Annotated in this window: 34 protein-coding genes, 1 pseudogene and 1 riboswitch; of the genes and pseudogenes, 19 read left to right on the plus strand and 16 right to left on the minus strand. The window is 61.3% G+C overall.

All coding sequences use genetic code 11. The features are described 5' to 3' along the window. Nucleotides 1-56 precede the first annotated feature (56 nt). From FHS49_RS17450 to FHS49_RS17465, 4 genes are all read left to right on the plus strand, one after another. On the plus strand, nt 57-284 hold the full coding sequence (locus FHS49_RS17450) for a hypothetical protein (protein ID WP_184021303.1): 228 nt from the start codon (nt 57-59) through the stop codon (nt 282-284). 131 nt (nt 285-415) lie between these two features. Beyond that, nucleotides 416-880, plus strand: coding sequence for a mobile mystery protein A (locus tag FHS49_RS17455; RefSeq protein ID WP_184021306.1), 465 nt, complete (start codon nt 416-418; stop codon nt 878-880). Continuing rightward, nucleotides 877-1467, plus strand: a complete 591-nt coding sequence (locus tag FHS49_RS17460; protein ID WP_184021308.1) for a mobile mystery protein B — start codon at nt 877-879, stop codon at nt 1465-1467. The genes FHS49_RS17455 and FHS49_RS17460 overlap by 4 nt, the downstream gene beginning before the upstream one ends. Before the next feature lie 84 nt (nt 1468-1551). Beyond that, nucleotides 1552-1707: a hypothetical protein gene (locus FHS49_RS17465; RefSeq protein ID WP_184021310.1), complete on the plus strand. Its 156-nt coding sequence runs from the start codon at nt 1552-1554 to the stop codon at nt 1705-1707. A gap of 402 nt (nt 1708-2109) precedes the next feature. Here the strand turns inward: FHS49_RS17465 and FHS49_RS17470 are convergent, their stop codons facing one another. The 3 genes from FHS49_RS17470 to panB are packed head-to-tail and all read right to left on the minus strand — an operon-like array spanning nt 2110 to nt 4003. Then, nucleotides 2110-2727, minus strand: coding sequence for a LysE family transporter (locus FHS49_RS17470; RefSeq protein WP_184021312.1), 618 nt, complete (start codon nt 2725-2727; stop codon nt 2110-2112). Between the two features lie 11 nt (nt 2728-2738). Beyond that, complete coding sequence (locus FHS49_RS17475) at nt 2739-3182, minus strand: PaaI family thioesterase (protein WP_184021314.1); 444 nt, start codon at nt 3180-3182, stop codon at nt 2739-2741. Then, nucleotides 3179-4003, minus strand: a complete 825-nt coding sequence (gene panB / locus FHS49_RS17480) for a 3-methyl-2-oxobutanoate hydroxymethyltransferase (protein ID WP_184021316.1) — start codon at nt 4001-4003, stop codon at nt 3179-3181. The genes FHS49_RS17475 and panB overlap by 4 nt, the downstream gene beginning before the upstream one ends. A gap of 145 nt (nt 4004-4148) precedes the next feature. Here panB and FHS49_RS17485 point away from each other — a divergent pair, with 145 nt between their 5' ends. The 8 genes from FHS49_RS17485 (at nt 4149) to FHS49_RS17515 (ending at nt 8480) form a co-directional block, all read left to right on the plus strand. Continuing rightward, entirely contained in the window at nt 4149-4661 is a 513-nt protein-coding gene (locus FHS49_RS17485; protein ID WP_246350994.1) for an Lrp/AsnC family transcriptional regulator, read from the plus strand. Between the two features lie 406 nt (nt 4662-5067). After that, complete coding sequence (locus FHS49_RS17490; RefSeq protein WP_184021318.1) at nt 5068-5271, plus strand: hypothetical protein; 204 nt, start codon at nt 5068-5070, stop codon at nt 5269-5271. A gap of 48 nt (nt 5272-5319) precedes the next feature. Beyond that, nucleotides 5320-6063 carry a MarR family winged helix-turn-helix transcriptional regulator gene (locus FHS49_RS19720; protein ID WP_246350997.1) on the plus strand — a complete coding sequence of 248 codons (744 nt, stop codon included), beginning with the start codon at nt 5320-5322 and terminating at the stop codon, nt 6061-6063. An 85-nt stretch (nt 6064-6148) separates the two neighbouring features. Beyond that, nucleotides 6149-6277, plus strand: a complete 129-nt coding sequence (locus FHS49_RS19855; RefSeq protein ID WP_281397117.1) for a hypothetical protein — start codon at nt 6149-6151, stop codon at nt 6275-6277. 259 nt (nt 6278-6536) lie between these two features. After that, nucleotides 6537-6974, plus strand: a complete 438-nt coding sequence (locus FHS49_RS17500; protein WP_184021320.1) for a hypothetical protein — start codon at nt 6537-6539, stop codon at nt 6972-6974. Nucleotides 6975-7145: 171 nt separating this feature from the next. Next, nucleotides 7146-7457, plus strand: coding sequence for a zinc ribbon domain-containing protein YjdM (locus FHS49_RS17505; protein ID WP_184021706.1), 312 nt, complete (start codon nt 7146-7148; stop codon nt 7455-7457). An 84-nt stretch (nt 7458-7541) separates the two neighbouring features. Further along, a complete protein-coding gene (locus tag FHS49_RS17510; protein WP_184021322.1) occupies nt 7542-7973 on the plus strand; it encodes a pyridoxamine 5'-phosphate oxidase family protein in 432 nt (143 codons plus the stop codon). A 51-nt stretch (nt 7974-8024) separates the two neighbouring features. Next, nucleotides 8025-8480, plus strand: coding sequence for a hypothetical protein (locus FHS49_RS17515; RefSeq protein ID WP_184021324.1), 456 nt, complete (start codon nt 8025-8027; stop codon nt 8478-8480). 56 nt (nt 8481-8536) lie between these two features. On the opposite strand, the gene FHS49_RS17520 is transcribed toward FHS49_RS17515, so the two are convergent. The 4 genes from FHS49_RS17520 to FHS49_RS17535 all read right to left on the minus strand — a co-directional run bounded on the left by FHS49_RS17520 (nt 8537) and on the right by FHS49_RS17535 (nt 10732). Continuing rightward, nucleotides 8537-8926 (minus strand): type II toxin-antitoxin system death-on-curing family toxin, encoded by a 390-nt coding sequence (locus FHS49_RS17520; protein ID WP_184021327.1) that lies wholly within the window; start codon nt 8924-8926, stop codon nt 8537-8539. A 1-nt stretch (nt 8927) separates the two neighbouring features. Further along, nucleotides 8928-9155 carry an AbrB/MazE/SpoVT family DNA-binding domain-containing protein gene (locus FHS49_RS17525; protein ID WP_184021332.1) on the minus strand — a complete coding sequence of 76 codons (228 nt, stop codon included), beginning with the start codon at nt 9153-9155 and terminating at the stop codon, nt 8928-8930. Between the two features lie 95 nt (nt 9156-9250). Continuing rightward, nucleotides 9251-9658, minus strand: coding sequence for a DUF4440 domain-containing protein (locus tag FHS49_RS17530; protein WP_184021335.1), 408 nt, complete (start codon nt 9656-9658; stop codon nt 9251-9253). A gap of 111 nt (nt 9659-9769) precedes the next feature. Beyond that, on the minus strand, nt 9770-10732 hold the full coding sequence (locus tag FHS49_RS17535; RefSeq protein WP_184021338.1) for a hypothetical protein: 963 nt from the start codon (nt 10730-10732) through the stop codon (nt 9770-9772). A gap of 110 nt (nt 10733-10842) precedes the next feature. Between FHS49_RS17535 and FHS49_RS17540 the strand changes: the two genes are divergently transcribed. The 3 genes and pseudogenes from FHS49_RS17540 to FHS49_RS20015 form a co-directional block, all read left to right on the plus strand. After that, nucleotides 10843-11079, plus strand: a complete 237-nt coding sequence (locus FHS49_RS17540) for a hypothetical protein (RefSeq protein WP_184021341.1) — start codon at nt 10843-10845, stop codon at nt 11077-11079. Then, the gene (locus tag FHS49_RS17545; protein WP_246351000.1) at nt 11064-11354 is read left to right on the plus strand and encodes a DUF2442 domain-containing protein; all 291 of its coding nucleotides are present in this window, start codon (nt 11064-11066) and stop codon (nt 11352-11354) included. Before FHS49_RS17540 ends, FHS49_RS17545 begins: the two co-directional genes overlap by 16 nt. Before the next feature lie 190 nt (nt 11355-11544). After that, nucleotides 11545-11751, plus strand: a pseudogene (locus FHS49_RS20015) (CHC2 zinc finger domain-containing protein); the annotation flags it as partial. Nucleotides 11752-12852: 1101 nt separating this feature from the next. Here the strand turns inward: FHS49_RS20015 and FHS49_RS20020 are convergent. The 6 genes from FHS49_RS20020 to lptB form a co-directional block, all read right to left on the minus strand. Beyond that, nucleotides 12853-12930, minus strand: coding sequence for a DUF2442 domain-containing protein (locus tag FHS49_RS20020; RefSeq protein ID WP_425502724.1), 78 nt, complete (start codon nt 12928-12930; stop codon nt 12853-12855). Beyond that, nucleotides 12900-13034 carry a DUF2442 domain-containing protein gene (locus FHS49_RS17555; RefSeq protein ID WP_343053022.1) on the minus strand — a complete coding sequence of 45 codons (135 nt, stop codon included), beginning with the start codon at nt 13032-13034 and terminating at the stop codon, nt 12900-12902. Before FHS49_RS17555 ends, FHS49_RS20020 begins: the two co-directional genes overlap by 31 nt. A gap of 123 nt (nt 13035-13157) precedes the next feature. Then, nucleotides 13158-13301 (minus strand): DUF4160 domain-containing protein, encoded by a 144-nt coding sequence (locus FHS49_RS19925; RefSeq protein ID WP_343053018.1) that lies wholly within the window; start codon nt 13299-13301, stop codon nt 13158-13160. 173 nt (nt 13302-13474) lie between these two features. Then, nucleotides 13475-15385 (minus strand): phosphomethylpyrimidine synthase ThiC, encoded by a 1911-nt coding sequence (gene thiC / locus FHS49_RS17565; RefSeq protein ID WP_184021347.1) that lies wholly within the window; start codon nt 15383-15385, stop codon nt 13475-13477. Nucleotides 15386-15419: 34 nt separating this feature from the next. Beyond that, nucleotides 15420-15530, minus strand: a riboswitch (TPP riboswitch). A gap of 124 nt (nt 15531-15654) precedes the next feature. Then, nucleotides 15655-17211 (minus strand): RNA polymerase factor sigma-54, encoded by a 1557-nt coding sequence (rpoN, locus tag FHS49_RS17570; RefSeq protein WP_184021350.1) that lies wholly within the window; start codon nt 17209-17211, stop codon nt 15655-15657. 104 nt (nt 17212-17315) lie between these two features. Further along, on the minus strand, nt 17316-18095 hold the full coding sequence (lptB, locus tag FHS49_RS17575; RefSeq protein ID WP_184021352.1) for an LPS export ABC transporter ATP-binding protein: 780 nt from the start codon (nt 18093-18095) through the stop codon (nt 17316-17318). A 296-nt stretch (nt 18096-18391) separates the two neighbouring features. On the opposite strand from lptB, the gene FHS49_RS17580 reads away from it, so the two are divergent. Further along, nucleotides 18392-21331, plus strand: a complete 2940-nt coding sequence (locus FHS49_RS17580; protein ID WP_184021354.1) for a TonB-dependent receptor domain-containing protein — start codon at nt 18392-18394, stop codon at nt 21329-21331. A gap of 44 nt (nt 21332-21375) precedes the next feature. Next, entirely contained in the window at nt 21376-21885 is a 510-nt protein-coding gene (locus tag FHS49_RS17585; protein ID WP_184021356.1) for a hypothetical protein, read from the plus strand. Nucleotides 21886-21922: 37 nt separating this feature from the next. Here the strand turns inward: FHS49_RS17585 and FHS49_RS17590 are convergent, their stop codons facing one another. Together FHS49_RS17590 and FHS49_RS17595 are read right to left on the minus strand one after the other, a co-directional pair. Further along, the gene (locus tag FHS49_RS17590; RefSeq protein WP_184021358.1) at nt 21923-22666 is read right to left on the minus strand and encodes an extensin-like domain-containing protein; all 744 of its coding nucleotides are present in this window, start codon (nt 22664-22666) and stop codon (nt 21923-21925) included. Then, entirely contained in the window at nt 22666-23424 is a 759-nt protein-coding gene (locus tag FHS49_RS17595; protein ID WP_184021360.1) for an NUDIX domain-containing protein, read from the minus strand. Before FHS49_RS17595 ends, FHS49_RS17590 begins: the two co-directional genes overlap by 1 nt. A gap of 84 nt (nt 23425-23508) precedes the next feature. Between FHS49_RS17595 and FHS49_RS17600 the strand changes: the two genes are divergently transcribed. Further along, nucleotides 23509-24114 carry a DUF4126 domain-containing protein gene (locus FHS49_RS17600; RefSeq protein WP_184021362.1) on the plus strand — a complete coding sequence of 202 codons (606 nt, stop codon included), beginning with the start codon at nt 23509-23511 and terminating at the stop codon, nt 24112-24114. A gap of 4 nt (nt 24115-24118) precedes the next feature. Here FHS49_RS17600 and FHS49_RS17605 read toward each other — a convergent pair whose 3' ends face one another. Then, nucleotides 24119-24430, minus strand: a complete 312-nt coding sequence (locus FHS49_RS17605) for a DUF6481 family protein (RefSeq protein ID WP_184021363.1) — start codon at nt 24428-24430, stop codon at nt 24119-24121. A 256-nt stretch (nt 24431-24686) separates the two neighbouring features. Between FHS49_RS17605 and FHS49_RS17610 the strand changes: the two genes are divergently transcribed. Beyond that, complete coding sequence (locus FHS49_RS17610) at nt 24687-26795, plus strand: putative bifunctional diguanylate cyclase/phosphodiesterase (RefSeq protein ID WP_184021365.1); 2109 nt, start codon at nt 24687-24689, stop codon at nt 26793-26795. Nucleotides 26796-26824 lie beyond the last annotated feature (29 nt).

Raw genomic sequence — 26824 nt, forward strand, 5'->3', positions numbered from 1 at the left:
CCATCTTGACCCACCAATGAAACTCGAAACATAACCTACAGACGGGTCACTTCTCGATGAAAACCCCGGGTCACTTCTCAGCAGCAATCAACAGCATTAAGCCGGACCGCGCACCCCTTCCCATCACGGAGACGGGATATCGCTATCACTTTCATCAACCCGGCACAATCGAAGGGCTTTGCGGCGATGTTGTTGCACAGGTCATTGAGTGGCTGGACGAAGAAGCCGCCAGCCCTGAATGGAAACGGCAGATAGAAGCCGCGCGGCAATTCTCGCTGTTTTGAGATAGCCTCAGCTACGGGGAGGACACTTATATATGAGCATAGACTCGTTTATCGCTCATATATAAGTGATCATATCTCGTTGTTTTGCTCACATATTTATGTTATAATTTTCTCGGAATGGACATATAAACATGAGCATGAATCAAGCAGCCCTCGCGCGAAAGAACCTTGAAAAGCGTCTCGCACCCCTGCGACACGCCCCAATTGCCATGCCGTCACGCGGCTGGACAAGGGCAATTCGTGAAGCTTTAGGCATGACCACGCGCCAACTGGCGAATCGAATGGGGGTTTCTCCATCCCGTATCCCCGTGATCGAAAAGGCCGAGGCCACGGGCGCGACAACGTTCAAAACTCTGCGTGAAGCCGCCGAGGCCATGAACTGTACGCTCGTCTATGCCTTCGTGCCTACGAAGCCCCTCGACGATATTTTGCACGATCAGGCCGCCCGTAAGGCTGGCATGGAGCTATCGCGCCTCGACCACACCATGCGTCTTGAAAATCAGGCGATGGTAAAGGGCGACCTTGCCGACGAGCGGCAACGCATGATCGACGATCTTCTATCCGGGGCGCTGCGCGGCCTATGGGATGACGAATGACCGATCCTTTGTTTGATGAAGATGACGAAGCCAATACGCCTTTGACCGCCGAAGAGCGCGAGCAGCTTATTCCGTCCTATATCGCGCTACGCCGTGAACTGAACGAAGCCGAGCAGATCAATATCGCTGCGGCAAGCAAATGGCTGTCGTCACGTAAGCGCGACGTGCTGGATCATGCGTTTCTGAATGACTTGCATAAGCGCATGTTCGGCAAGGTCTGGCGATGGGCAGGCCAATATCGACAGACCCCGCGCAATATTGGCATTGATGCCTATCGCATCCCCACAGAGACGCGCCAGCTCATAGACGACGTGCAATTTTGGGTCGCCAATGAAATCTATGCGCCCGACGAAATTGCCGTGAGATTCAGCCATAGGCTTGTGGCCATCCATCCCTATCCGAACGGCAATGGCCGCTTTTCGCGCATGGTTGGCGATATGCTCGCCGTCCAGCTCGGACGGCCACGTTTCACATGGGGCAGCGTCAGTCTGGTAGATGCGGGCAAAACGCGCGCTGCATATGTCGCTGCTCTCAAAGCCGCCGATGCGCATGATATCGATCCGCTATTGGCTTTCGCACGCTCATAAATTTGATCCATTCTGACTGTCAGATGATTACGGCGGCTGTTTCCAGACACGTTTCATTTTAGGGTGAAGCAGATTGGAGGCGAAATGACCGAGGATGCAGACCGCAATATCTTTTGGCTCGATTATATCATTGCGAGCGATGATCCCGCAGACCAGGCCCTCATCGTCGAATACGTCTTAAGCCGCGAACGTGTGACGCAGATCGGCGCATACCCTATTTTTGTGCTCCACAGCGCTTGAACAGGACGCAGGTCAGACTGAAAATGAAAGAACGAAGCCATGGACGTCTATGAAAATCTCTGGACAAATACGAACAACTCATCTAACTTTGAATAGTTGTATTGAGATTCAGGAAGAAACGTGAAGGGACTCGAAACGCTGCTTAGTTAATTCAAGAAGGCGTTTTATATGGTACTTTTATTCAGCTAATTTTATTTTGAATTTTTATCTCAATTAGCTGTATGAATTTATTAGTTTCTCTTCTGGCACCAAGCACCAGTCCGTTAGGGTCCGTAGACGTCCACTAACGGTCTGGTTTTCCATTTTTGCTGCTTTCTCGGCCAAGGTTGTTCAGGCCGATCCAACTCCCGTTACGCCATTCCTGACCGCAATTCCCGGCGATCGCGCGATCGGTCGGCATCCTCACCGAAGCTGGCTCTCTGCGACGAGAGCGATGGCGAGAATGATCATCAAGATCCCCGACACACGACCTACCGCCCTGGCCGCCTGTGGACGGGTGCGTAATATCGCGCGCGAGGCGTAGCCGACCATCAGATAAATGATGGCGCAGTTGAAAATGTGGACGCTACCCAGTGCGACGATCTGCAAAGGCATCGGCCAAGCCGTTGATACATCCGTAAATTGGGGTAGCAGTGCCAGAAACAGCAGGAAGACCTTGGGATTGAGACCGCTGATGCCGGCCCCTCTCACTGCCCAGCGCCGCCATGAGTATTGGCCCTGCTGATCCGCGGCGACGGGTATTGGCGGATTGGCGATGAGACCGGTGCCGAGCCACAGCAGACAAGCGGCTCCGAGGATGGTCAGCATGGTGAGCGCAAGGGGAATGGCGGCGATCAGGGCACCGACCCCAGCAGCAACGATCAGGGTCGCAACCAGATGACCCAGCAATAAGCCCGCGACGGCGGGCGGCACCGCGCGGTCACGCATCCCGGCGGAGATCGCATAAGCCCAATCGGCTCCCGGGGTGATGACAAACATGATGGACACCGCCCAGAAGGCGGCAAGAAGCGCGATGTTCACTGGCTGCCGGCTTACGGGCCCGTAGCAGGCACAGGTGCGATGCTTTGCTGAAGGGCAGCGCAAAGGACTTGGCGACCTCCGTCCACCGCATATACATCGACCCGCACCACGATCACCGAACGACCCGCGCGCAGCACGTCGCCTTGGGCAATCAGATGGTCCCCGACCGCTGGGCGCAAGAAATTGATCTTATATTCCAGTGTCACGACCTCCTGGTCGTCGCGAACCATCGTCATGGCCGCATAGCCGCCGGCAGTGTCGGCAAGCGCGCCGATTGCGCCTCCATGGAAGAAGCCGTGCTGCTGGGATACCGCATCGCCGAACGGCAGCTCGATCGCGCAGCGCCCGGTCTCCAGGTCGACGATTCGCGCGCCCATGCCGCGCAGGAAGCCCTGACGTGCGAAGCTGGCCATGATGCGTTCGCGTTGCGCCGCGCTCAATGCGGGGGCAGTCATGTGCGCGACCCCAGGCGATATTCCTCTGTCGATGCCGGAAAAGCGCCGGACCTCACATCCGCTGCGTAACGTTGCACCGCATCCTCAATAGTGGTGCGAAGGTCTGCATATCGGCGCACGAATTTGGGCGTCCAGTCGAACAGGCCAAGCATGTCTTCGGTGACAAGAATTTGGCCGTCACAGACATGGGACGCGCCAATACCGATCGTGGGACATGAGACCGTAGCGGTAATCTCCGCTGCCAATGCGGGCGTCACGCCCTCGACCACCATCGCGATGGCACCAGCCTCATCCGTCGCGCGAGCCTCCGCCAAAACACGTTCATGCTCTTCCGCACTGCGGCCGCGGGCCTTGAAGCCGCCTTCGAGATGGACCGCCTGCGGGCGCAAACCGACATGGCCGATTACGGGGATGCCACGACCCGTCAGGAAGGAAATGCTGTCTGCAACGCCCTGCCCCGTCTCGACTTTCACGGCCTGGGCACCCGTTTCGCACAGGATGCGAGAGGCGGCATCGAAGGCCTGCTCCGCTGAACGCTCATAGCTGCCGAACGGCAGATCCACCGCGACCAAGGCCTGTGAACTCCCCCGCACCACGGCGCGGCCATGAAGGATCATCATGTCGAGCGTGACTCCGACGGTGGTCGGCAAGCCGTGAACCACCATGCCGAGACTGTCACCAACCAGCAGAACATCGCAATGCGGATCCATGAGTTGCGCCATGGGGGCGGTATAGGCCGTGAGGCAGACGATCTTTTCGCCGCCTTTGCGCGTCCGAAGTGACGGGGCCGTAACCCGCCGCGAAACTGATTGCCTGGACATTGCTTCTCCATTTCGGTGCGTCGCAAATGGGTGCTTCCCAATTGGATAACGCACGCAAGCAATAGCGCATAGTCCGCAGAATGGGCTTGCGTATATATCAGCTTTTCGCCTTGATATTGGCATAGATCGCGCCGATTCCCACTTTATGAGGCATTCCGTTCCAATGAGATTAGACGCCATCGATCAGCGCATCGTGCGCGCACTGCAACACGATGGTCGCTGTGCGAACAACGAATTGGCGCGAAAGGTGGGGCTGTCGCCTTCACCATGTCTGCGCCGGGTGCGTCTGCTGGAAGAGGCCGGCGTGATCGAACGCTATGTCGCTCTGGTTGATGCGGCAAAGGTGGGCATGGGCATGACCGTGTTCGCGCGGGTCTGGCTTTCCGGACAGGATGAGGACCAGGTCGAACATTTCATTCAGGCAGTATCGAAGCTCGATCAAATCCTTGAATGTCACCTGATGGCCGGCGATTGCGATTTCCTGCTCCGGATCGTCGCTGAGGATTTGGAAGGCGTAAGGCGTTTCCAGGCCGAGCATCTTGCACGCATCAAGGGCGTGCGCAGCATCAAGACCGACATACCGATGCAGTGCGTCAAGCTGACACGGGAAATTCCACTTTCTGCGGATGTTCGGACGCACGGAATGGAAGGGTCGTAGTAACGCCATTTTCTGACAAAGGCGCGCAGCGCATGTGGGGTGGCAAATTTATCGGTTTGATCATTGCCGGCCGCCTAACCAACGCATTTGCGATTCCTCGGCGGGCAGACCGCCTTCAACTGAAATGACCCGGCGGGGCGGGATGTCGGAAGAATAGTTGCGCTAAGGGTTTGTAGACAATCAACACAAACCTGCCGTTAAAGAATTCCCGCTATCGGTCATCATCAATCGATCGAAGACTTGGGTCGCGGAAATCACTGGGGGGTGTATGCGCAAGAATCAGAATGTTCCGGAGCCAGCGGCCGAAGCGTCGAAGCGCGAAGCCGAAAAAGCGCGCGGCCCCTATATCGGCCCGGAAAGACGACGACATAAGCGCGTCGAACTGGATTGATCAGCACCCGCGTGAATGCGCGCAGCTATTGTTGAGGGCGCGCCGCTACAAGACTGGGCAGGCACTGATCGGTTGTTGATTGGTGCCGAAACGATTTTATTATGCCTGATTTTGCTCGGGCCGCGTGATCTTTGGCGCTTCAGCCCCGATGTGGATCCGGATGGCAGTCCGGTATCGTATCAGTATCTATTCACCACTTCAGAATGTCGAGCATCGTAGCGGAAACGAGCGGTGGACGCAGTCCATTGCCCGTTGTCACAAAAGCGTATGGCTGCTTTTGAACCGTATATCATTTTATATATTGAATGTTTCTTGATGTCAGGGCCGGCCAAAATCATCCATTATGGTATTGATCTTGATTGTACATGTTTATGGCATATACGTGCTCATTCAACGTCAAGTTATCGACATCAATCGCTTGACGTCACTTGCTCCTCATTTGAGATCAGCTTAAGGCGTTGTGCAGCACATCCCAGAATTGTCGTCCACGCGACCATTAGGAGCCGCGTTTTGCCTGATAATCGAACACGTCAACCTGCAGAATATTATAAGGATCCGGAAAACAGCATCGGTTATCTTACCCGTGTGGCCTTTCGTGGTTTTTCGCGACTTATGGAGAAACGCACGCTGCAGCGCGATATTTCGGCGGGGCAATGGCGCTTCCTGCGTCAGCTTTGGCGCGAGGACGGGATTACGCAACGGGAATTGAGCGACCGCGTGGGTATGCGCGAGCCGACCACGGTGGTGGCGCTGAAGAGCCTGGAAGCCAGCAAGCTGATCCGCCGTGAAAAGAGCAAGACCGACCGCCGCAAAATCCATATCTATCTTACGCCCCATGCGCGAACTCTGGAAGCGATCTTGGCGCCCTTCAACGCCGAGGTCCACGATATCGCCACTGCCGGCATGAGCGACGATGAGGTTGATTTGCTGCAGTCGCTGCTGCGCCGGGTCATCGCCAATCTTGCCGAGGAATCGACCAGGCTGCCGATGATGACCGACATGCCCGGTTGATGGACCAGCCCGACGATTTTGCGGGTCAAGCTGACCATGATCGCCTAGGCTCTCTACGGGCATTTCGCCCGCGAGGATGACGGACATGGCCAAGAGCCAGAAGAAATCGAGCAAGGAAATCCGTAAGCCCAAGGCCGAAAAGCCGAAAAAGCAGAACGCATCCAATCCTTCGACCAAAGCCGGCGCATCCGGATTGGTGACGCTGAAGAGTTGAAATCCGCTGCCCCATCCGTCCGTATTTCCAGATGCGCCTCCATTCTAAGCGATAGCGATCGCACGGGCGAAGGGCGTTAGTCGGCGTGGGCTGCAGATGATCGCTGTGGCCGTCCTTCTCCATTGATGACTCCGAAACGGACCGGGTTGGGCTGGCGCGCGATAAGCGTCGGTGTTCCAAACATCCGGCCAGCGTGACCGCGTATCCAGACGTTGTGGATGATCAGACCGAGGCATGATCATATCGATGGAGACAGCCGATGACGAAGATTTCCGTGACCAAGCCGCGTCTGAACCTGACCGACGTTTTGCGATCCGGCGCGCAGCCCAGCATTCTTTTGGCATCATGCGGAATGCTGGCGGTCGATGAATCCGCGAAATATAGGATCAAGATCACCGCCGGATCCTTTGCGAAGACATTTGACGGCAATCTGCATTTCTATGATGGATCGGTCGGCGATTTTCATGATCCCATGATCTGGAAGGATGCTGAATTGCCCGATGATGGCGTGATCCTGATCACGGGCAGCATCAAGATCAGGGGGGCATGGCACGACGTTCCCATGATCCCCTATGCGGGCGATCCTGCCGAATATGCGTTTCTGTCGTTGATGGCGTCCTTTTATGGCGAGGCCTTTATCGAAGACCAGTTGATCGGGGTACTCGGCCTGCAATTGCAGCTCTGCGTGCCGGGTTGAAACCCTCCCCCGCCTCTGTCCGGATCCAATCCGGGCAGGGGGTGATGAGGTCCGATCCTTCCTGCGGAGTGGTGCTTCCCTGCCCCAAAGAAGATTGCGCCTTGGCCCTTTGCGTCTCGAGCGGCTAAGCCGCCGCCAGCGGATGTTCTGTCCGCGGGGGAGATCATGGATATGAACGCGGGCGATGACGATTATGTCTATGACGAAGCGAGCGGCGAATGGGTTAGCGCCAGCGACGCCGCCACGGAGGCGCGTGCGGGCGGGATCGAAGTGCGCGATGCCGTCGGCAATCTGCTGGCCGATGGCGATCAGGTGACGCTGATCAAGGATCTGAAGGTGAAGGGCGCCGGCCAGACGCTGAAACGCGGCACGCTGATCAAATCGATCCGGCTGACCGGCGATGATCAGGAAATCGACTGTCGTTACGAAGGCATCAAAGGCCTCGTGCTGCGGGCCGAATTCGTGAAAAAGCGGCAGGACTGAGCCGCGCCGGAGGGGATCGGAAACGGCCAGGGAACCGAAGCGGGCGCAGCGGCTTTCTGTGAAGACAAGCCAATGGAGAGCGCCATGACCAAGACCCTGAAGGACATCGCCGAAAAGATGCGCGACATCGATTTCACGATGCTGTCCACCCGCACCGACGGCGGGGCGATCGCCGCGCGACCGATGAGCAACAACCGGGACGTCGATTATGACGGCGATAGCTGGTTCTTCACCACCGAGGACAGCCGGATGGTCAGCGATATCGCAGCGGATCCCACAGTGGGCCTGACGCTGCAGGGCAAGGCCGGGCCGCTCGGGCTGCGGCCTTTTTTCGTGGCGGTGGAAGGCCGGGCCGAGCTGATCCGCGACAAGGCGCAGTTCGAAAAGCACTGGACCAAGGATCTGGAGCGCTGGTGGCCGCAGGGCGCGGATACGCCGGGCCTGGTGCTGCTGAAGGTCCATGCCGAACGCGCGCATTATTGGGACGGTGAGGATGAGGGCGAAGTGACGCTGTAGACGGCCCCGATTCATGCTATGCCATATGCCTCTTTGGGGAAGGAGGCTGGCATGGATTTAGCACGGGACGAGGCACGGACAGCGGCGAAAACACCCTGGCATCTCTGGGCGGTGAGCCTGATCAGCGCGCTCTGGAATTGCGGCGGCGTTTTCGATTTCACCATGACCAACAGTCGCAATGCGGACTATTTGGCGGGCTTTTCGCCGGAGATGATGACCTGGGTCGATGCCTTTCCCTTGTGGTCGATCCTCGCCTGGGGCGCTGGCGTTTTCGGCGCTCTGGCGGGATCGCTCCTGCTGCTCGCGCGCAGCCGCTGGGCGGTCTTGTCCTTTGCGGTGTCGCTGGCGGGACTGATGCTGGTCACGATCTATCAATTCGCGCTGAGCGACCGGCCCGCAAGCCTCACCAGCGGCGGCGAATGGCTGTTCAGCGCCGCGCTGCATATCGTGGCGATCCTGCTCCTCTATTATGCCCTGCGGATGCGGACGAAGGGCGTGCTGCGCTGAAGTCAGCCATCGCCAATATGGATCAGATTTGCCGCTGCAGGACAGGGCTATGCGCTTCAGCCCTGCATGAGATGCCCACGAAACCAGTCGGTCAGCTCTTCTTCGGACAAGTCTCCGGCAGCGAGCGCGAGAAATGCTACGACGAGTTCTGCGTCGGTCGCCGTCAGGACATAGCCGTTCAGCATCAGAAAGGTTTCGCTGACAACCGCTGCCGTCCGTTTGTTGCCATCGACAAAGGGATGATTGCGGGCGATCCCATAGGCATAAGCCGCCGCGAGCGCTGCGGCATCGGGATCGCCATAAGTGACCAGATTCTGAGGTCGCGCCATCGCGCTTTCCAGCAAGCCCGCGTCGCGCACCCCCTCGCCCCCGCCATGTTCGGCAAGCTGCTCGGCATGGGCGGCCTCGGCCACCGCGAGCGAAACCCATATCCATGCGCCGGACATGCTATTTCGCCAGTTCTTTCAACGCCCGCTTGCGCCGCGCCATAACATCACGCGCCGCCGCCATCTGGGCATCGAAATCGGTTTCGGCGGCGGACAGTTCGATCCCGCGCGGCGTGACGACCACGGACAGGGATTCGCCGACCGCGGCATTCAAATGTGCCAGCAGCTCCTTGGGCAGGATGACTCCGGCGCTATTGCCGATCTTGGTGATTTTGAGCGGTGCGTTCATACGGACGTTATAACAGAGTTGCGCGGGAACAGCAATGTGGGTCGCCATGGCGTGGATCGTTCTGGGCGCAGGGCAAGCCCTTCATCACCCGCCGATCAGCCCAGCGTGATGAAGATTTCCGCCTCGATCACCCACTCGCCGCCGGTCTCGCGCCATTTGGCGGTGTAGAGGCCGGAGGCGACGGGCGCGCTGATCGTGCCGTCGGCCTGCGCCGTGCCGCCCTGCCATGCGCCCTGTTCGAGCGCGATTGGCTCGACCGGAGAGAGGGTGATGCTGCCTGGCGTGCGGACATAGATGAGGCGCGCGGCGGGTCCCGCTTTCCCCGCGGCAAATTCGCGCTGCCAGACCTTCACCTGGGCCGTGCGCCCGGCGATCACCGCGCTGTCCGTGCCCGTAACCATCACGCAATCGCGCGCGAGGATCGGGGCGATGGCGGTGGCGTCACCCTCTGCAATGGCGCGATTGAAGGCGGCGCGGCGGGCACGGATGGCGAGGTCTGTCATGCAAGTCGGTTCCTACACGCTATTGCGACGATCGCGTCAATCGCACCCTGCCGACATGCTTTCCACCAAGGCGCTCGCGCCAAAGGTCACGCGCCAAAGGTCACACTGGGGTCACACTGTCGGCGTTTTCCGGCGGCTGCGGCAAAGCGGGCGGGCATTGCTCACCGGATCGAGATAATAGCATTCGTCCGCAAATTCCTCATGGGTCTGTATGCCGCCCGCTTTGTGCTTCAGCATCGCCGCAAGCCCCCGCGCCTCGCGCGCCGCCGCTGCCTCCGCCGCGATCTCGGGCTCGGTTTTCGGCCTGCGCTGCTCGGCGAGGAAGTGCGGCAGGATTCCATCGGCCATCTCGGCAAGGTCCAGTTCGTCGGCGAGGGTTTCGGCATCCAGCAATTGTTCGGGCGGCGCGGGCAAAGCGGGCTCCATGGCGCGCAAACTCTCTTCCAGCGCGGGCACGGCCGCCGCTTGAGGCGCGCCCTCCAATCCCGGCTCGCTTTGCGCGGCGGATGTGCTGGGTGCGGGTGTGGTAAGAGCGGGTGGGGTGATGGCGAGATGGCGATCCCGGCCATAGCGCTCGGGCCGCAAATGGCTGAGCAGATATTTGAGCAGGCGATTGTCGTGGACCAGCCGGGTGGCCATCACATTGCCAAAGCGGTCCAGCACCTCGATCTCGGTGCCCTCGATCGCGCGCTCGAAGGCGATGTCCTCAATCAGCCCGCCGGCATGATGACGCGCCGCATCCCAGGCACGCGCGAAGGCTGCGCCATGCGCTGAACGGCGCAGGCGATAGGCGCTCTCCCGCGACATGCCGACGGCCCCCGCCGCGACATTGACCAGCCCGGTATCGGCGAGCGTCTCGATAAAGCGGCGCTGCTTCTCCTCGGTCCAGCCATCGAGCCGCGGTTTGCGCCGCACGGGCACCCAGCGATAGTCGGTGGGGTCATAGGGTTCGGGGGGTGGCGCGTCGTCATCGATGGCCGCAGGCAGCGATGCGGGGTGCGGCGATGCGGGTGGCGGGGGATCGCACGCGTCGGCGACGGGCGCGAAGGCTTTGCGGGGCGTATGCTTGCTCATCGACCAGTGTGAAGCAGAATAAATCCTACATTGGAAGAGGTTTTGTGCTTTGTTTGTTCTTCTGCTACTCAGGTCGGCTGTCCATGCGCGGGCAGCGATTTGGAGGGGCGATGAGTCGCAGCCGCAAAAAGACGCCGATCATGGGCTTTACCTGCGCAAAGAGCGACAAGCCGTGGAAGGCCAAGGCCGCACGCAGCTTTCGGCATCTGGCGCGGCAGGCGCTCGGCCGAGGCGATGACGAGCCGCTGTTGCCGGAACGGCGTTGGTCGGTCGTGAACCCGTGGGATGCGCCGAAGGATGGCAAACATTGGGTCGGGGACGGGGAGGCTCGATGGCTGCGGAAGTGAATGAACCAAGCGCGGTGGCGGCGCGCTACGATCGCGAAGCAGAGCGCATCATCGTAGACCTCGCCAGCGGCGCGACCTTCGCCTTCCCGCCCGCTTTGGGACAGGGGCTTGAGGCGGCGACGCCAGATCAACTGGCGCAGGTGGAGATCGCGGGCGCTAGCTTTGGCCTGCACTGGGAAGCGCTGGACGTGGACCTTTCCGTTCCCGCGCTGATGGCCGGATCGTTCGGGACCAAAGCATGGATGCGCGAACTGGCACGGCGGGCGGAAGCATGACGTCGCCCGCGAAAGCGGCAGCGGCGCGGGCCAATGGGGCGAATGGGGGACGGCCGAGGAAGGTAGGTAAGGATCGGGGATGAAGTAAAACTGTTGCCGCAATTCAAGGGCGGTGACCACAATGCATTGCATCGGCTAGAACACATGTATTGATAGACAACACATATGCTCTGTGTATAACATTCAACTCATGCCCAAGATTCACCCGTCAGAAACCGATTCGCCTTTGCTGTCTGAGATAATCGGACGGGGTGTGAATCTCACGAAGGCCGGTCGCGAGTGGAAGGGCCTTTGCCCGTTTCACACCGAAACAACACCGAGTTTCGTTGTAAATGATGAAAGGGAATTCTTCCATTGCTTCGGTTGCGGGGCGCACGGTGGGCGAAAAGAATGGCTTGAGCGTGCGCATGAAATGGCAATCAAGAGGCCGGACTCTTCTCCATCTAAAAATGAATCTAGCCCAAAAAAGGGAGGCGGAAAGCTCACCCGCTCAGAAACGGTCACTGTAAGATTCGACCCCAAACTGAACTATCTATGCGATTTGGCCTCCCGCGCTCAGCGGCGCACGAAGAGTAGTTTTATAGAATGGGCGGTCGCCGAAGCTTTAGGATCAGTTCGTCTCTCCGATATCGCCGACTCAGACTATGACTTATCGCTCAAGCAAGTTGTCTCCAAGCTGTGGCATGTAGATGAAGCCGACAGAGTAGTTTCTTTGGCACTTATCGCACCATCACTTTTGACACACGAAGAACAGATGATTTGGAGACGGGTCAGAGAACACGGTTACTTTTGGCGAGGGCGATACAATGCTCAAAGAGAATGGACTTGGAATCCAGAAGAGGGAAGTCTGATACGGGATAGACTTAGAAATCACTGGGATCAGTTTAAAGCTGTGGTTTCGGGAGAGGCATCAGAAAGTATTCTTCCCACTTGGGCGAAAACGCTTGATCCCGAAATCGACGACGACGTGCCATTTTAGGTATGATCATTATGAACAGCGCGGCTCAAATTATATTGGCAGTTTCCTGTCTGATGTTGTCTTTAAAAGGCGTCATCTGGGCGCTGCGCTGTCCGCTCGATAGCCCTAATTATAAATTACCGCCCACCCGCATGCTTTGGTGGCGAGAGGACAAGCATTGAATTTCCAATTCTGGCGTAACTCCGATGAAGAGAGAAAGACCTTCTTTCAATCATGCTCCCGCCCGCCAGCACCATACACAATTCGCTCCCCGTCTCCTCGAACACCCGGCTCATTTCTTCCACGCCCTTGAGCGCGGATGACTTACTGGCCGCTGCCATTTCAGCCCCGTTAGCCCGGTGACGATGAAACCTTCGACGCCTTGCTCCTGCTGCGCACGATGTAGCAAATTCCCACACGTCCTGGCTGATCTGCATCGAGCAGAATTTTGTGCGCGCTCACGGAGCAAAATGCGCGGTTTTGGCGGCACCCGCTGGGAGTTTCTGATCCAGGCGCAGTAATTGGCCCAGGCCGTCAGCATCAATCCAGCTTCGCCGCAGGCGCACCTCTGAGCAAGCCCTCCGTGCTCAAATCCTCGTCGATCTCGGGCCAGTGGATGCCATGGCCGCCACCGGCGATCTCCCAGATCGCGCGTTGGGGGGCGTGGCTTGGGCGAGACGGGGATACCAGGCGAGGGGCACGGAGATGGTGCGGCCATCCATCAGGTCCACGATCAAACTGTCATCGTCGCAGCGGACATCGGCCACGCGCTCGTCGGCAATCTTAACCGAAATATTCAGGCCATGCCTCCAGCAGCCGGCTGCGATGCTCCGCGACCATATTGATTATGCCATTGATCTCCGATCTACGAAAGCCGGTGTTCTTGGCGCAACCGGATCGAGCCAGATCTTGATGGATGCGCCGCCCTTGTCGATATGGACATGGGGCGGCTCATTGGAGCGGTGGCCATCCACCGCCAACCCTCCCATGAAGGGGCGGGGTTTTTAGAGCGTGATGACATCACCTGGCTCCGTCATTGCGAGGAGCGCAGCGACACGGCAATCAAAGGTGGCAAAAACCGCTTTGGATTGCGTCGCTACGCTCGCAATGACGGGGGTGGATCGACCTAAAGTCATCGCGCTCTAATTACTTACCGTTCCCCTCAATCATGCTCCCGATCGCCCATCCCCATATACAGCTCTGACCCCGTCTCCTTGAACACGCGGCTCATTTCTTCCATGCCCTTGAGCGCGGCCGCCTTGCTCGCAGCCGCCGTCTCCGCGCCCGTTGGTCCCGTCGCGATAAAGCCTTCGACGCCCTGATTCTGCTTGCTGGCGAAGTCGCGGACTTCCTGGCTGATCTGCATCGAGCAGAATTTGGGGCCGCACATCGAGCAGAAATGCGCGGTCTTGGCGCCTTCCGCGGGCAGCGTCTGATCGTGATATTGCTCGGCGGTCTCGGGATCGAGCGAGAGATTGAACTGGTCGCGCCAGCGGAATTCGAAGCGCGCCTTTGACAAAGCATTGTCGCGGACCTGGGCGGCGGGGTGGCCCTTGGCGAGATCGGCGGCATGGGCGGCGAGCTTGTAGGTGACGACGCCGACCTTCACATCGTCGCGATCGGGCAGGCCCAGATGCTCCTTGGGCGTGACATAGCAAAGCATCGCCGTGCCATACCAGCCGATCTGCGCCGCGCCGATGCCGCTGGTGATGTGATCGTAGCCCGGCGCGATATCGGTGGTGAGCGGCCCGAGCGTGTAGAAAGGGGCTTCACCGCAGACTTCGAGCTGCTTTTCCATATTCTCCTTGATCTTGTGCATGGGCACATGGCCCGGCCCTTCGATCATCACCTGAACGTCGCTCTTCCACGCGCGGTGGGTCAGCTCGCCCAGCGTGTAGAGTTCGGAGAATTGCGCTTCGTCGTTGGCGTCGGCGATCGAGCCGGGGCGCAGACCGTCGCCCAGGCTGTAGGCGATGTCATAGGCCTTCATGATCTCGGTGATGTCGTCGAAATGATCGTAGAGGAAGCTCTCCTTATGATGCGCGAGGCACCATTTGGCCATGATCGATCCACCGCGCGAGACGATGCCCGTCACGCGCTTGGCGGCCATGGGGATATAGCCGAGGCGCACGCCGGCATGGATGGTGAAATAGTCGACGCCCTGCTCGGCCTGTTCGATCAGCGTATCGCGGAAGATTTCCCAGGTGAGATCCTCGGCGACGCCGCCGACCTTTTCCAGCGCCTGATAGATGGGGACGGTGCCGATCGGGACGGGCGCATTGCGGATGATCCATTCGCGCGTGTCGTGGATGTTCCGCCCGGTGGAGAGGTCCATCACGGTATCCGCGCCCCAGCGGATCGACCAGACCATCTTGTCCACTTCCGAAGCGACGTTGGAGGCGACCGCACTGTTGCCGATATTGGCGTTGATCTTGACCAGGAAATTGCGGCCGATCGCCATCGGCTCGGATTCGGGGTGGTTGATGTTGTTGGGGATGATCGCACGGCCGCGGGCGATTTCGTTGCGGACGAATTCGGGGGTGACATAATCGGGGATGGACGCGCCGAAGCTTTCGCCGTCGCGCACATAGCTGGCGAGGCGTTCGCGGCCGAGATTCTCGCGCTCCGCCACATATTCCATCTCGGGCGTGATGATGCCTTTGCGCGCATAGTGCATCTGCGAGACGTTGGCCCCGGCCTTGGCACGGAGCGGTTGCTTGATCACATTGGGGAAGGGGCGGACACCACCGCTGCGATCGGGGCCGAGCTGGCCATTGTCCTCGGGCTTGAGCGCGCGGGCGTCATAGGCCTCGACATCGCCGCGGGCCATGATCCAGTCCCGGCGGAGCGGGAGGAGGCCGGCCATGATGTCGATCTGCGCGGCGGGATCGGTATAGGGGCCGGAGGTGTCATAGACGCGGATGCTGGGCTCACCCGAGGACGGCTCGAGGTCGATCTCGCGCATGGCGACGCGGATGCCGCTGCCGGACTTGGTGGCGATATGGACCTTGCGGCTGCCCCGGATCGGTCCGGTGGTGACGCCAATCTCGGTGCGGGCGGGGATATCGGCCATGCTCTTCACTCTCCAATTGCGGGATGAAGGGCGGTGGATGACCGCACTCCCTCCCTACGCCGGTGTCAACCGGATCAGGTTCGGCGGGTCGCGTCCGATGCAGACGCCTCTCAACCCTGTGCGCAGGGTCCCCCGGGGATGGATGCGTGTTAACTGAATTGGCGGGAGGGGGGAAGCGTGTTTCCACCGTTTGTCCCGAGCCCATTTGAGGGAAGTGGGGCTTGGTCCAACGTCCCTCGACTTCGATCGGGACAAACGGTTTTTGTAATCTACGCCGCCCTGTTCTCCAGCGCCTTTTGACGCCGCCGCTGGACCGAGCTGCCGATGCCCAGCGCCTCGCGATATTTGGCGACCGTGCGGCGCGCAATGTCGAAGCCCTTGTCGCGGAGCAGATCGACCAATGTATCGTCCGACAGGATCTTTTTGGGATCTTCGGCGGCGATCAGCGCCTTGATATGGCTCTTCACCGCTTCGGCGGACACCGCATCGCCGCCGTCGGACGACTGGATCGCGCTGGTGAAGAAATATTTGAGTTCATAAAGGCCGCGCGCGCAGCTCACATATTTGTTGCTGGTCACGCGGCTGACCGTGCTTTCGTGCATCCCGATCGCATCGGCCACCATCTTGAGCGTCAGCGGACGCAGATGGGCAACCCCATGGGTGAAAAACTTTTCCTGTTGCTTAACCAATTCGGTTGCAACCTTGATAATCGTGCGCTGCCGCTGATCGAGCGCCTTGATCAGCCAATTGGCGCTGGCGAGCGCTTCGGATAGCCACGCCTTGCTGTTCTTGTCCTGCTGCCCGCCGGACAGCTCGGTATAATAGCTGCGGTTGACCAGCAGGCGCGGCAGCGTGGCGCTATTGATCTCGATCGCCCAGCCCGCGCCGCGCTGTTGCACGAACACATCGGGGGTGACCGCCTGGACCCGCTCCCCGCCGAAGCGCAGACCGGGCTTGGGATCATAGCTGCGGAGTTCGCGGATCATGTCCGCCATATCTTCATCATCCACGCCGCACATGCGCTTCAACTGCGCAATCTTGCCCGCCGCGACCAGATCGAGATTGTCGAGCAACCGCGCCATGCAGGGATCATAGCGATCTGCCTCTTTCGCCTGCAGCGCGAGGCATTCGCCCAGATGGCGCGCGCCGACGCCGGTGGGATCGAAGCTCTGGATCACGCCCAGCACGGCCTCCACCTGATGCAGCGGCGCACCCAGACGCTGCGCGGTATCGAGCAGCGGCGTAGTAAGATAGCCGGCATCGTCGATCTGATCGATCAGATGCGTGGCGATGAGATAATCACCGCCAGACAGCACGGTGCCCGCCTGGGCGAGCAGATGATCGTGAAGCGAAAGATCGTCCGCGGCCATGCTCTCGAAATCGGGGCCATCCTCGCTGAAGCCCGATCCGGTCGCGCCCGTGAGGCCGAGCGCGCCATCCATGCCCTGTGCGCTGTCCGATGCGCTGTCATGATGGAAGGTCTCGGCGGCATAATCCACGTCGAGCGGGGCATCGCTGCCCGCGTCGCCCGTCTCCATCAGCCGGTCCGCGGTGACGGGATCGCCGGCGACATCGCCGAATTCATCGGCAGCGCCGGCATCCTCCCCCGATGGTTCAGGCGCGAAATCGCTGCTGTCGTCAGGCGTATCGGCGGTGCGCTCGCTATCGCCGCCATTTTCGAGCAGCGGATTCTTTTCCAGTTCCTCGGCGATATAGGCTTCGATCTCCAGATTGGAGAGCGCAAGCAGCTTGATCGCCTGCTGCAATTGCGGCGTCATCACCAGAGACTGGCTCTGGCGGAGATCGAGGCGGGGGCCGAGGCCCATGACTATCGCGCCCTAAACCGTCATGGCGAGCGCAGCGAAGCCATCCAGAATCCGTCCCGAAACTCTGGATTGCTTCGCTGCGCTCGCAATGACGGGTGGGAGAATCAAAGCGCGAAGCCCTCGCCGAGATACAGGCGGCGGACATTCTCGTCGGCCACCAGCTCTTCGGGGGAGCCGGCGAACAGCACGCGGCCATCATAGATGATGCAGGCGCGATCGACGATATCGAGCGTCTCACGCACATTGTGATCGGTGATCAGCACGCCGATATCGCGGCGCTTCAGATCCTTCACCAGATCGCGGATATCGGCGATGGAGATGGGATCGATGCCCGCGAACGGCTCATCAAGCAGCATGATCGAGGGGGTGGCGGCCAGCGCGCGTGCGATCTCGCATCGACGGCGTTCACCGCCGGACAGCGCCATGGCGGCCGAATTGCGGAGCTTTTGCAGCCCGAACTCATCGAGCAACTGATCGAGCCGCGCGGCGCGCACCGATTTGTCCGGCTCCGCCATTTCGAGCACCGAGGAAATGTTCTGCGCCACCGTCAGCCCGCGGAAGATGGAGGTTTCCTGCGGCAGATAGCCCAGGCCCAGGATCGCGCGGCGATACATGGGCAGCCCCGTGATATCATCGCCATCCAGCAGGATGCGCCCCGAATCGGGCTTCACCAGCCCCATGATCGAATAGAAGCAGGTCGTCTTGCCCGCGCCATTCGGCCCGAGCAGCCCGACCACCTCCCCGCGCGCGACGGAGAGCGAAACATCAGACAGCACGGCGCGCTTGTCATAGGCCTTGGCGATCGAGACCACCGACAGCCCATCCGTCACGGCCCGCGCCGCCTCCGCCGTCATCGGCGCTTCCATGGTCGCAACGTCGTTCATGCCCACTCCTTCAGGCGCGTCATCATGGATCACCGGTTACCAACTTGTGAGCGATGCAACAATTGGCAAGATTCGTGCATGGGGGATTTATTGGTTTGGAGATATGGCTGATCCGGCCCGAAATCGACGGCGACACGATGCGCGCGGCCCTCGGCAGAAAATAATCACGATTTCCGGACATGCGCATTGCGCATGTCCGCTCGCTGTCAAGAAATGCAAATAACATTTTCTATCTATTCAGTAGACAATATATTTGCATAAGGCCGGCCCATCGAAACAAGGGGTCTCAGCAAACAATGCGCATTCTCGATTCAGCGTTCCATGGCAGCGTGCTCACGCGCTTGATGATCGGCGCGGCGGCGCTTTCCATTTCGGGCGCAGCACTCGCGCAAGATGCGGCGCTTCCAGAAGGATCGGGGGAAGCAGCGGGCGAGGAGACGGGTGATATCGTCGTCACCGGATCGCGCATCGCGCGCCGAGACTATGTTTCGGATTCGCCGATCACCACGATCACACAGGACAGCATCAAAAACACCGGCCAGCTTACGCTGGACAAGTCTCTTTCGCAGCTTCCCCAGTTCGGCCTCGGCGAAAATGCGACGCAGACCGGCTATAATACGAGCGGACAGGCATCGCTCAATCTGCGTGGCCTTGGCACGTTCCGGAACCTTGTCTTGCTCGACGGGCGTCGTCTCCAGCCCTCCAATATCCAGCAGGTGGTAGATCTCAACACCATCCCGAGCGCACTGATCGACAGCGTCGAGGTGATCACCGGGGGCGCGTCCGCCGTCTATGGATCGGACGCGATTGCAGGCGTGGTCAATGTGAAGACCAAGCAGAAGTTCGAAGGGCTTCAGCTCGACGGCCAATATGGCCTATCGTCCCAAGGGGACGGCGCGGCGGCCGATGTCACCGTGACAGCGGGCACGAATTTCGCCGCCGGTCGCGGGAATATCACTGTTTCGGGCTCCTATTCGCACCGCGACACGATCGATTATCAGTCGCGCGCCTTCTTCCGCGCCAATCAGGGCGGGACCGATTTGCGCTTGCCCACCGGCGTCTATGCGCCCGGGGCAAATGCGCCCAGCCAGGCCAGTATCGACGCCTTGTTTGCGCAATATGGCGTGGCCGCGGGATCCGTGGTGCGGGGATCGGGACTGAGCTTCAACGCGGACGGCACGATCTTCAGCGCCAGCAATGGCGTGTTCAACCTGCGCGGCAATCAGGGCGGTTTACTTTACAGCACGGGGCGGCAGGTCAATAATCTGAACGCGTTTCTGACGCTGCAGTCGCCGCTTGAACGCTATAGTGCCTTCGGGCGCGCCAGCTTTGATCTGACCGACGACATCACGATCTTCGCGCAGGGCAATTACGCGCAATATGACACGTTCAGCGTGGCCGAGGCGGGCAACACATCGCTCAGCATTCCGATCACCAATGCGTTCATCCCGGCGGCGCTCCGGCCTCTGCTCGCCTCACGGGCGAATCCGAACGCCAACGTCACTTTGGAAAAGCGCTTTTATGAAGCCGGGCCGCGCGTCACGAACCGCAATCTGGAGACTTATCAGATCCTTGCGGGCGCGCGGGGCCATTTCCGCGCGCTGGATGGCACCTGGGAAATCTATGGATCGACCGGGCGGACGAACATTCACGAACAGTCGCCAGGGTCGGTGTTGAAATCTTCGCTCGCGGCGTTGATTGCCGCGCCTGACGGCGGGGCGAGCCTGTGCACGGGCGGATATAATCCGTTCGGCATCAACGCCCTTTCGGACTCGTGCAAGGCTTATCTGGTGGCTGCTCCGGTGCGGGACGTCATCCTCAAACAGGATGTTGTCGAGGCCACGCTGCAGGGGCGGCTGTTTACGTTGCCGGGCGGCGCGGCCCGGTTCGCCGCCGGGGTGGGCTATCGACGCAACAGCTATGAAAACCGACCGGATGCGATCCTGTCTGCGGGCGACGTGGTGGGCGTTCCCTTTACCCGCGCCAGCGAAGGATCGAGCAATGTGAAAGAAGCCTATGCCGAATTCCTCCTCCCGCTTCTGTCCGATCTCCCGCTGATCAAGTCGCTCGAGCTCAGCCTTGGCTATCGCTATTCCGACTATAACCTTGCCGGCGGCGTCCACACCTACAAGGCAGACGGCAATTGGGAGCCGATCGCGGCGGTGCATATCCGCGGCGGCTATGCCCGCGCCGTCCGCGCGCCTTCGGTGGGCGAATTGTTCGCTGCGCCAAGCGGTTCGACACCCTCGTTCGGCCTTCCTCAGAATGGACAGGGTGATCCCTGCAACGTGGCCAATCCCGCCCGAACCGGCAGCAATGCTGCCGCGGCGCGCGCGCTCTGCCTCGCTCAGGGGGTGCCGCTTGCGCTGATCGACAGCTGGGCCAGTCTGCAGAATGACAGCGACGCGACCAGCGTTGGCAATCGTGACCTCAGGCCCGAGGTCGCTGACACCTACACTATTGGCACCACCTTCAACCCGCGCTTTGCGACGCCATGGTTTTCCAACATCGCCTTGTCGGTCGATTATTACGATATCCGCGTGAAGGGCGCGATCGGCGTCGTTTCGTCTCTGCTCAGCGTCCAGAAATGCTTCAATGTCGATGGCTCCAACCCCACGCTCGCCGCGGACAACTTCTTCTGCAGCAATATCACGCGCGACCCAGCCACGGGCCGGATCACCAATGTGTTGCAGCCCACCCAGAATCTGGGCGGCTACAAGACGCGGGGAATCGATTTCCAGGCGGACTGGCGCATTGGCCTGGATGCAGTGGGACTGTCGCCAGAGGCTTCGCTCAATCTGAACGCCGTCGTCACCTATCTCCACAGCTTCAAGGTGCAGACAACGCCGGGCGGCAGCTATGCCGATTATGCGGGCACCGTGGGCGGCACATCCACCAGCCAGCCGGGATCGCTACCGAAATGGAAGTCCGTCGGCACGCTGTCCTATCGCGACCAAGCGCTGACCCTGGGCGGACGCTGGCGCTATCTGGGCGCGATGGAAGCCGCGGCGCGCGCGACCAACCCTGCGGCGACGGCTCCCGGCGTGCCTTCCTACAGTCTGTTCGACGCATTCGCCGAGGTCCGCGTGAGCGACGATTATGCGCTGCGTGGCGGCATCAATAACCTCACCAACAAGCAGCCGCTGATCGTCAATGGCGTCGCCGGCGCGACCGAGGCCAGCACTTACGATGTGATCGGCAGAAGTTTCTACCTGGCCTTCAGCGCAAAGTTTTGACGGCTCCATTCCAACGCAGTTCCAACGAAGAGAAAGGCAAGAATATGAAGAAATCAGTCCGTTTGACCGCCGCATTGCTGATGGGGGCGTTTCTGACACCCATCGCGGCCACCTCGGCATCGGCGCAGGCGCTGTCAGGGCGCTCGCTGCCGGACCGCCCGCGCCTGGGCGTCAGCTATTATAAGACACCTCCCGGCAAGCAGGATGAATGGTTGGCGCTGTATCTGAAATGGCATCGTCCGATCATGGAATATCAGATCAAACAGGGCGTCACGACCAGTTCGACCGTTTATGCAAATTCCGGCCACTCGATCGAGCCGTCATGGGATTTCATGATCGTCAGCGTGTCCCCGCCGCCGAGCACGGTCAAGCCGCTCACAAAAACCCGCGGCGAGATCATTCAGGAGCTTTATCCTGATATTGACGCTTATGTCGCCGGCGAAAAGAAGCGCTGGGAATTCACGATTTCGCATTGGGATCTTGACGTGACCGAAGTGGATCTGACCGCTGAGCATCCGGGCGTCTACTACCCGATCCTGCCCAAGAAGAAGTGAGCTTCAAGACCGCCGTTCCTGCGGGAGCGGCGGCAGTTCACTTACACGTCCGCCAACCCCGTGCCCCGCGCGCGGCCTGATCCAGATGCAGGTGGTTGGCGTGGGCGGCGTTGTAATCCGGGGAGAGCACCGTCGAAAACAGGCCGCAGCTTCCGTCGCGGACGGCGCGGAGGAATTGGGCTTTGGGGCCGCCTTTCGTCCAGTCATCGAGCACGCTGACCTTCGTGCCGTCGCCCAGCATGAACGCGCCGATGTCGATGGCGTTGGCGGTGGCGTGCTGGCTGAGCGGGCCGCCGCCGCGGATCTGGCGGCAATTATAGGTGCCGATATGCTCGATCGCATCGACGCGCTGACCCAGGATGCGGCGCGCGGCGGGCTGGATCACCTCCCATTCCCACACCGCCATGCCCGCGGCCACCGGGCAGGTCATCGCCGGATTGTGCGGCCGCAGCGTGATCGCGCGCGATCCGCCGCCGAGCTTGACCGGATTTGCCACGCGGCATTCGCCGTCTCCCCCGAAGGGCGGCATGACGTCATTCTGCGCGCCGGCGCGGATCATGAGCTGACGGCAAAGCGCGGGTTGAGCGCCGAGCGCGGCGATCTTGCGGCCGGTGAACAGGCCCATGGGCTGGGCGAGATCGAGCGGGGTCCAGGGCAGATCCTGCGGGCGGGTGCGGGCGAGCAGGAGCAGGGCTGCGCCGGCGAGCAGGGTCAGCACGATCAGGATCGTGAGGATCCGGCGCTGGCACCAGCCGCGTCTTCTGGCCCTGCGGCGCGCCATCAGAAGCGCCGGGCGCTCGCCACGGGTTCGGTCGTGACCGGATAGCCCTGATCATCGGGGATGCGGAGCAGATCGCCATCGGGATGCGGCTCCACCCAGGGCTGGATCAGGCGGATGGGGATGTTCGTTGCATGGCTGGCCGCGCCGTCGAAGTCGGCGAAGAGTGCGAGCCGCTCCAGATTGCGCCGCGTGGGGAAGATGGCTTTGGCCTCGCCGCGCGCCACCATATCGAGCACGGTCTGCGCGCTGGCCCAGAAAAGATGCACATTCTCTGTCTCGTCCACGGTAGCGGCAGGCGATCCGGCGGGGAGGCGGGCGATATAGAAGCGCGTATCGAAGGACCGGGCTTCCTTGAAATTGGGGCACCAGCGCGCCCAGGGGGTGAGCGCTTCGGGATCGAGCGCATGGCCGCGCCGCGCCAGGATCGCGCTGAACGCTTCGCCCGCCGCCAGGGCGGCGCGCATCGCGGAGGTCTCTTCCGCGTCGGGCATGTGCGCAAAGCCGATCGGGAGGCCGCTTTCCTCCAGCGTCTCGCGGATCGCCGCGATGCGCGCGGCTGCCTCGTCCCCGTCGTGCGCGGGGAAGGACGCGGCCAGCGCATGGTCGTCGGGATCGACGCGCCCGCCGGGAAAGACGAGCGCCCCCGCGGCAAAGGCCATGCCGCCCGCGCGCTCCACCATCAGCAGTTCGGGCGCGCCATGGTCGCCCGCGCGAAACAGCACGAGCGTGGCGGCGGGAATGGGGGGCGGCGCGGTCATGCTCTCCCGCTAGAACAGTTGAGGGGATCGTGGGAACCGGTTTTTGATGTTTGCGCGGGCGGCGCGGCTGTGCAAGCCTGTCTTATGGGCGCTGTGGAACTGATCGGGCTTGCCGCCAGCGTCAGCCTGCTCTCGGGCTGGCGGCTCTATCTGTGCGTCTTCGCTACGGGGCTGGCGATGCGCACGGGCTGGGTGGCGCTGCCCGAGCATCTGGCGGCGCTCGATGTGCTGGCCAATCCCTGGGTGATCGGCATCGCGGCGCTGGGGCTGATCGTCGAATTCTTTGCGGACAAGGTGGCGTGGCTCGATTCGGCCTGGGATGCGGTCCACACGCTGATCCGGCCCGCGGGCGGCGCCCTGCTGGCGCTGGCGATCGTGGATGCGCAGGATCCGGCATGGCAGGTCGCGAGCCTGTTGCTGGGCGGCGGCGCGGCGCTTTTGAGCCATGGCGCGAAGGCCGGCACGCGCGCGGTGGTCAACGCCAGCCCCGAACCGTTCAGCAACATCGCGGTCTCCACCGGAGAGGATGTCGCGACGGGCGGATTGCTATTGCTGGCGCTGGCCAATCCGGTGGCGGCGGTCGTGATCGCGGTGGCGCTCACGCTGGCGGCGGTGGCCGTGCTCATCATGGTCCGGCGAATGCTGAAACGCCTGTTCCGGGCCGCGCCAGAGGCGAAAGCCCGGATATAGCGGCCTATTTCTTGTTTTTCTTCCGGGCGGCGTAGCGCGCGTCGCGTGCGGCCTTCAGCTCTTCGGCGGTCTTGACCACGGGGGCGGCCGCCTTTTTGGCAGCTTCCTTTTCGGCCTTGGCCTGTTCCATCGCGAGCTTGCGGGCGGCGCGCTTCTCGGCTTCGGCGGCTTCCTTGGCTTCACGCGCGGCGCGACGCTCGGCCAGCACGGCCTCGTCCACCGGCGGCTTCGCCTTCAATTTGTCCAGCGCCTTTTGCCGCGCGGCGGCTGCCAGCGCGATGCGATCCTGAAACGCCGGATCCTTGTAACCACTCATATGTCGTCAATTCCCTGTATGCCGAGATTCGCCCCAGCTTCTGCGCGGCTCCGATGCGCTTTCCTGCGCCATCATTCAAGGGAGAACACTCAAAGCCCGCAAAAGGGTCCGTTCTGGAAGCAAAGTCCGTGGCGCGCGGGACAATCTCTAAGCCTCTGTTAACTAACGCCGGTTACAGCCCCGGACGGGGACTGTGAGGCGTTGCGTGCATGATCGGTTAAACAGACTTAAAAGATATCTACCGGCGCAATATCTATTGCCGATCGCGCTGCTGATCGGCACCAGCTTCAGTTTCATCTTCGTCATGCTGCTGCACCTGACCCATGTGCAGGACAAGATGGAGCAGACGCGCGAGATCGAGATCGTGCAGACCGCGGTCCGCAACGCCGCCGAAATGGTGGTTCACGATCTGCGGGATTACGCGATGTGGGATGAGGCCGTGCTTCATCTGGTGCAGCGGTTCGACAGTGGCTGGGCGGACGACAATCTTGGCCCCTATCTCGGCAATACGCGCGGCTATGAATATGTGATCGTGGTCGATGGCCAGGATCGCCCGATCTACGCTTACAGCAAGGGCCGCCGGGACCGTTCGGGCGCGGACCCCCGCACGCTGATCGGCCCCGCCTTTGCGCACAGCCTGGACGCGGTGCGCAAGATGCCGGCCAGCAGCGATCCGATCGTTTCGGGCTTTAGCCGTGCGGGCGACACGCTCTATATCTATTCCGTGGCGGCGATCGTGCCGCTGACGTCCAAGGTGCAACTGCCGCCCGGACGCCCCTATGCCATGATCGTGGCGACCGAGGTGAACGCCGCCTTCCTGGCGGGCATGGGCGGCGAAAGCCACGGGCTTGGATACAGGCTCCTGACCGGTGCGTTGCCGGAAGGCTGGCATCAGGTGCCGCTCCATGGCGCGGGCGGCTCGCGCGTGGGTGCGCTGGCATGGGCGATGCAAAAGCCCGGCACCGCGCTGCGGCATGACATCCTGCCCGCCTTCCTGATCGTGGGCATCGTCGCCCTGCTGGCCGCAGGAATGATCCTGGGCCGCGCGCGCCGCGCGGTGGATGCGCTTCAGCTCAGCGAAACGCGCGCGCAGCATCTGGCCTATCACGATACGCTGACGGGCCTGTGCAACCGCCGCGCGATGCTGGACCGGCTCGACGCCTGTTTCGGGGCGGGCACGCCGGTCACCCTGCTCTATATGGATCTGGATGGATTCAAGGAAACCAACGACGTTTATGGCCATGGTGCCGGCGACGAACTGCTGCGCGAGGCGGCGGCGCGATTCCCGATGATCGGCGGCGATGGCGAATTGCTGGCACGCGTGGGCGGCGACGAATTCGCTATGCTGCTGATCGATCGCGAGATCGGCGTGGTCGAGCGACTGGCGGACACGATCATCGAGGCGTTTCGCGCGCCGTTCGTAGTGGGCGGCTATGGCGTCTCGCTGGGGATCAGCATCGGCGTGGCGGAAAGCCGGGGCGGCGACAATGATACCGCGGAAAAGGTGATCTACCGATCCGATGCGGCGATGTATGCCGCCAAGGCCGCGGGCAAGAATTGCTGGCGGGTCTATGATCCTTCGCTCGATACCGGGCGGGACACACGCAAGCGGATGGAGCGCGATCTGCGCGCCGCGATCCAGCGCGACGAGATCGGCGTGGTGTTTCAGCCGATCGTGTCCGCCCGCGATCACCAGATCGTCTGCGTGGAGGCGCTGGCGCGCTGGTCGCACGCCGAACACGGGATGATCGCGCCGGATATCTTCATCCCGATCGCCGAGCAGAGCGGTCTGATCATCGCGCTCGGCCGCAGCGTGCTCGCGACCTCCTGTTCGGAAGCGCTGCACTGGGGCGTGGACGTGGCAGTGAACCTCTCCCCCGCGCAATTCTGGGACCGCGGGCTGGCGCGCACCGTGCGCGACGTGCTGGATGAAACCGGCTTTCCCGCGCACCGGCTGGAGCTGGAGATCACGGAAAGCTATCTGCTGCGCCGGCCCGAAGCCGCGCGCGAGATTCTGGAGCAGCTCCGCGCGATGGGGGTGCGCATCGCGCTCGACGATTTCGGTACGGGCTTTGCCAGCATCGGCTATCTGCGCCGGCTTTCGTTCGACAGCATCAAGATCGACAAGAGCTTCATCGCGCAGGCCGCGCTGCGCCAGAAAGCGGCGGACATGGCGCGCGCGATCGTGGCGATCGGCGACGCGCTCGATCTGCCGGTGACCGCCGAAGGCGTGGAGACTGCCGAGCAGGCGATGATCATGCGCCGCGCCGGCTGCGCCCGGCTGCAGGGCTGGCTGTTCGGCCGGCCGATGCCGGGGGCCGAGATGACTGCCTGGCTGGCGGAGCCGCACCGCGCCGTGGGGTGAGATCCATGAATGGTCTTGGCGGACGATAT

Origin of the sequence: Sphingobium boeckii (genome assembly GCF_014199215.1) — a bacterium.
Taxonomy (GTDB): domain Bacteria; phylum Pseudomonadota; class Alphaproteobacteria; order Sphingomonadales; family Sphingomonadaceae; genus Sphingobium_A; species Sphingobium_A boeckii.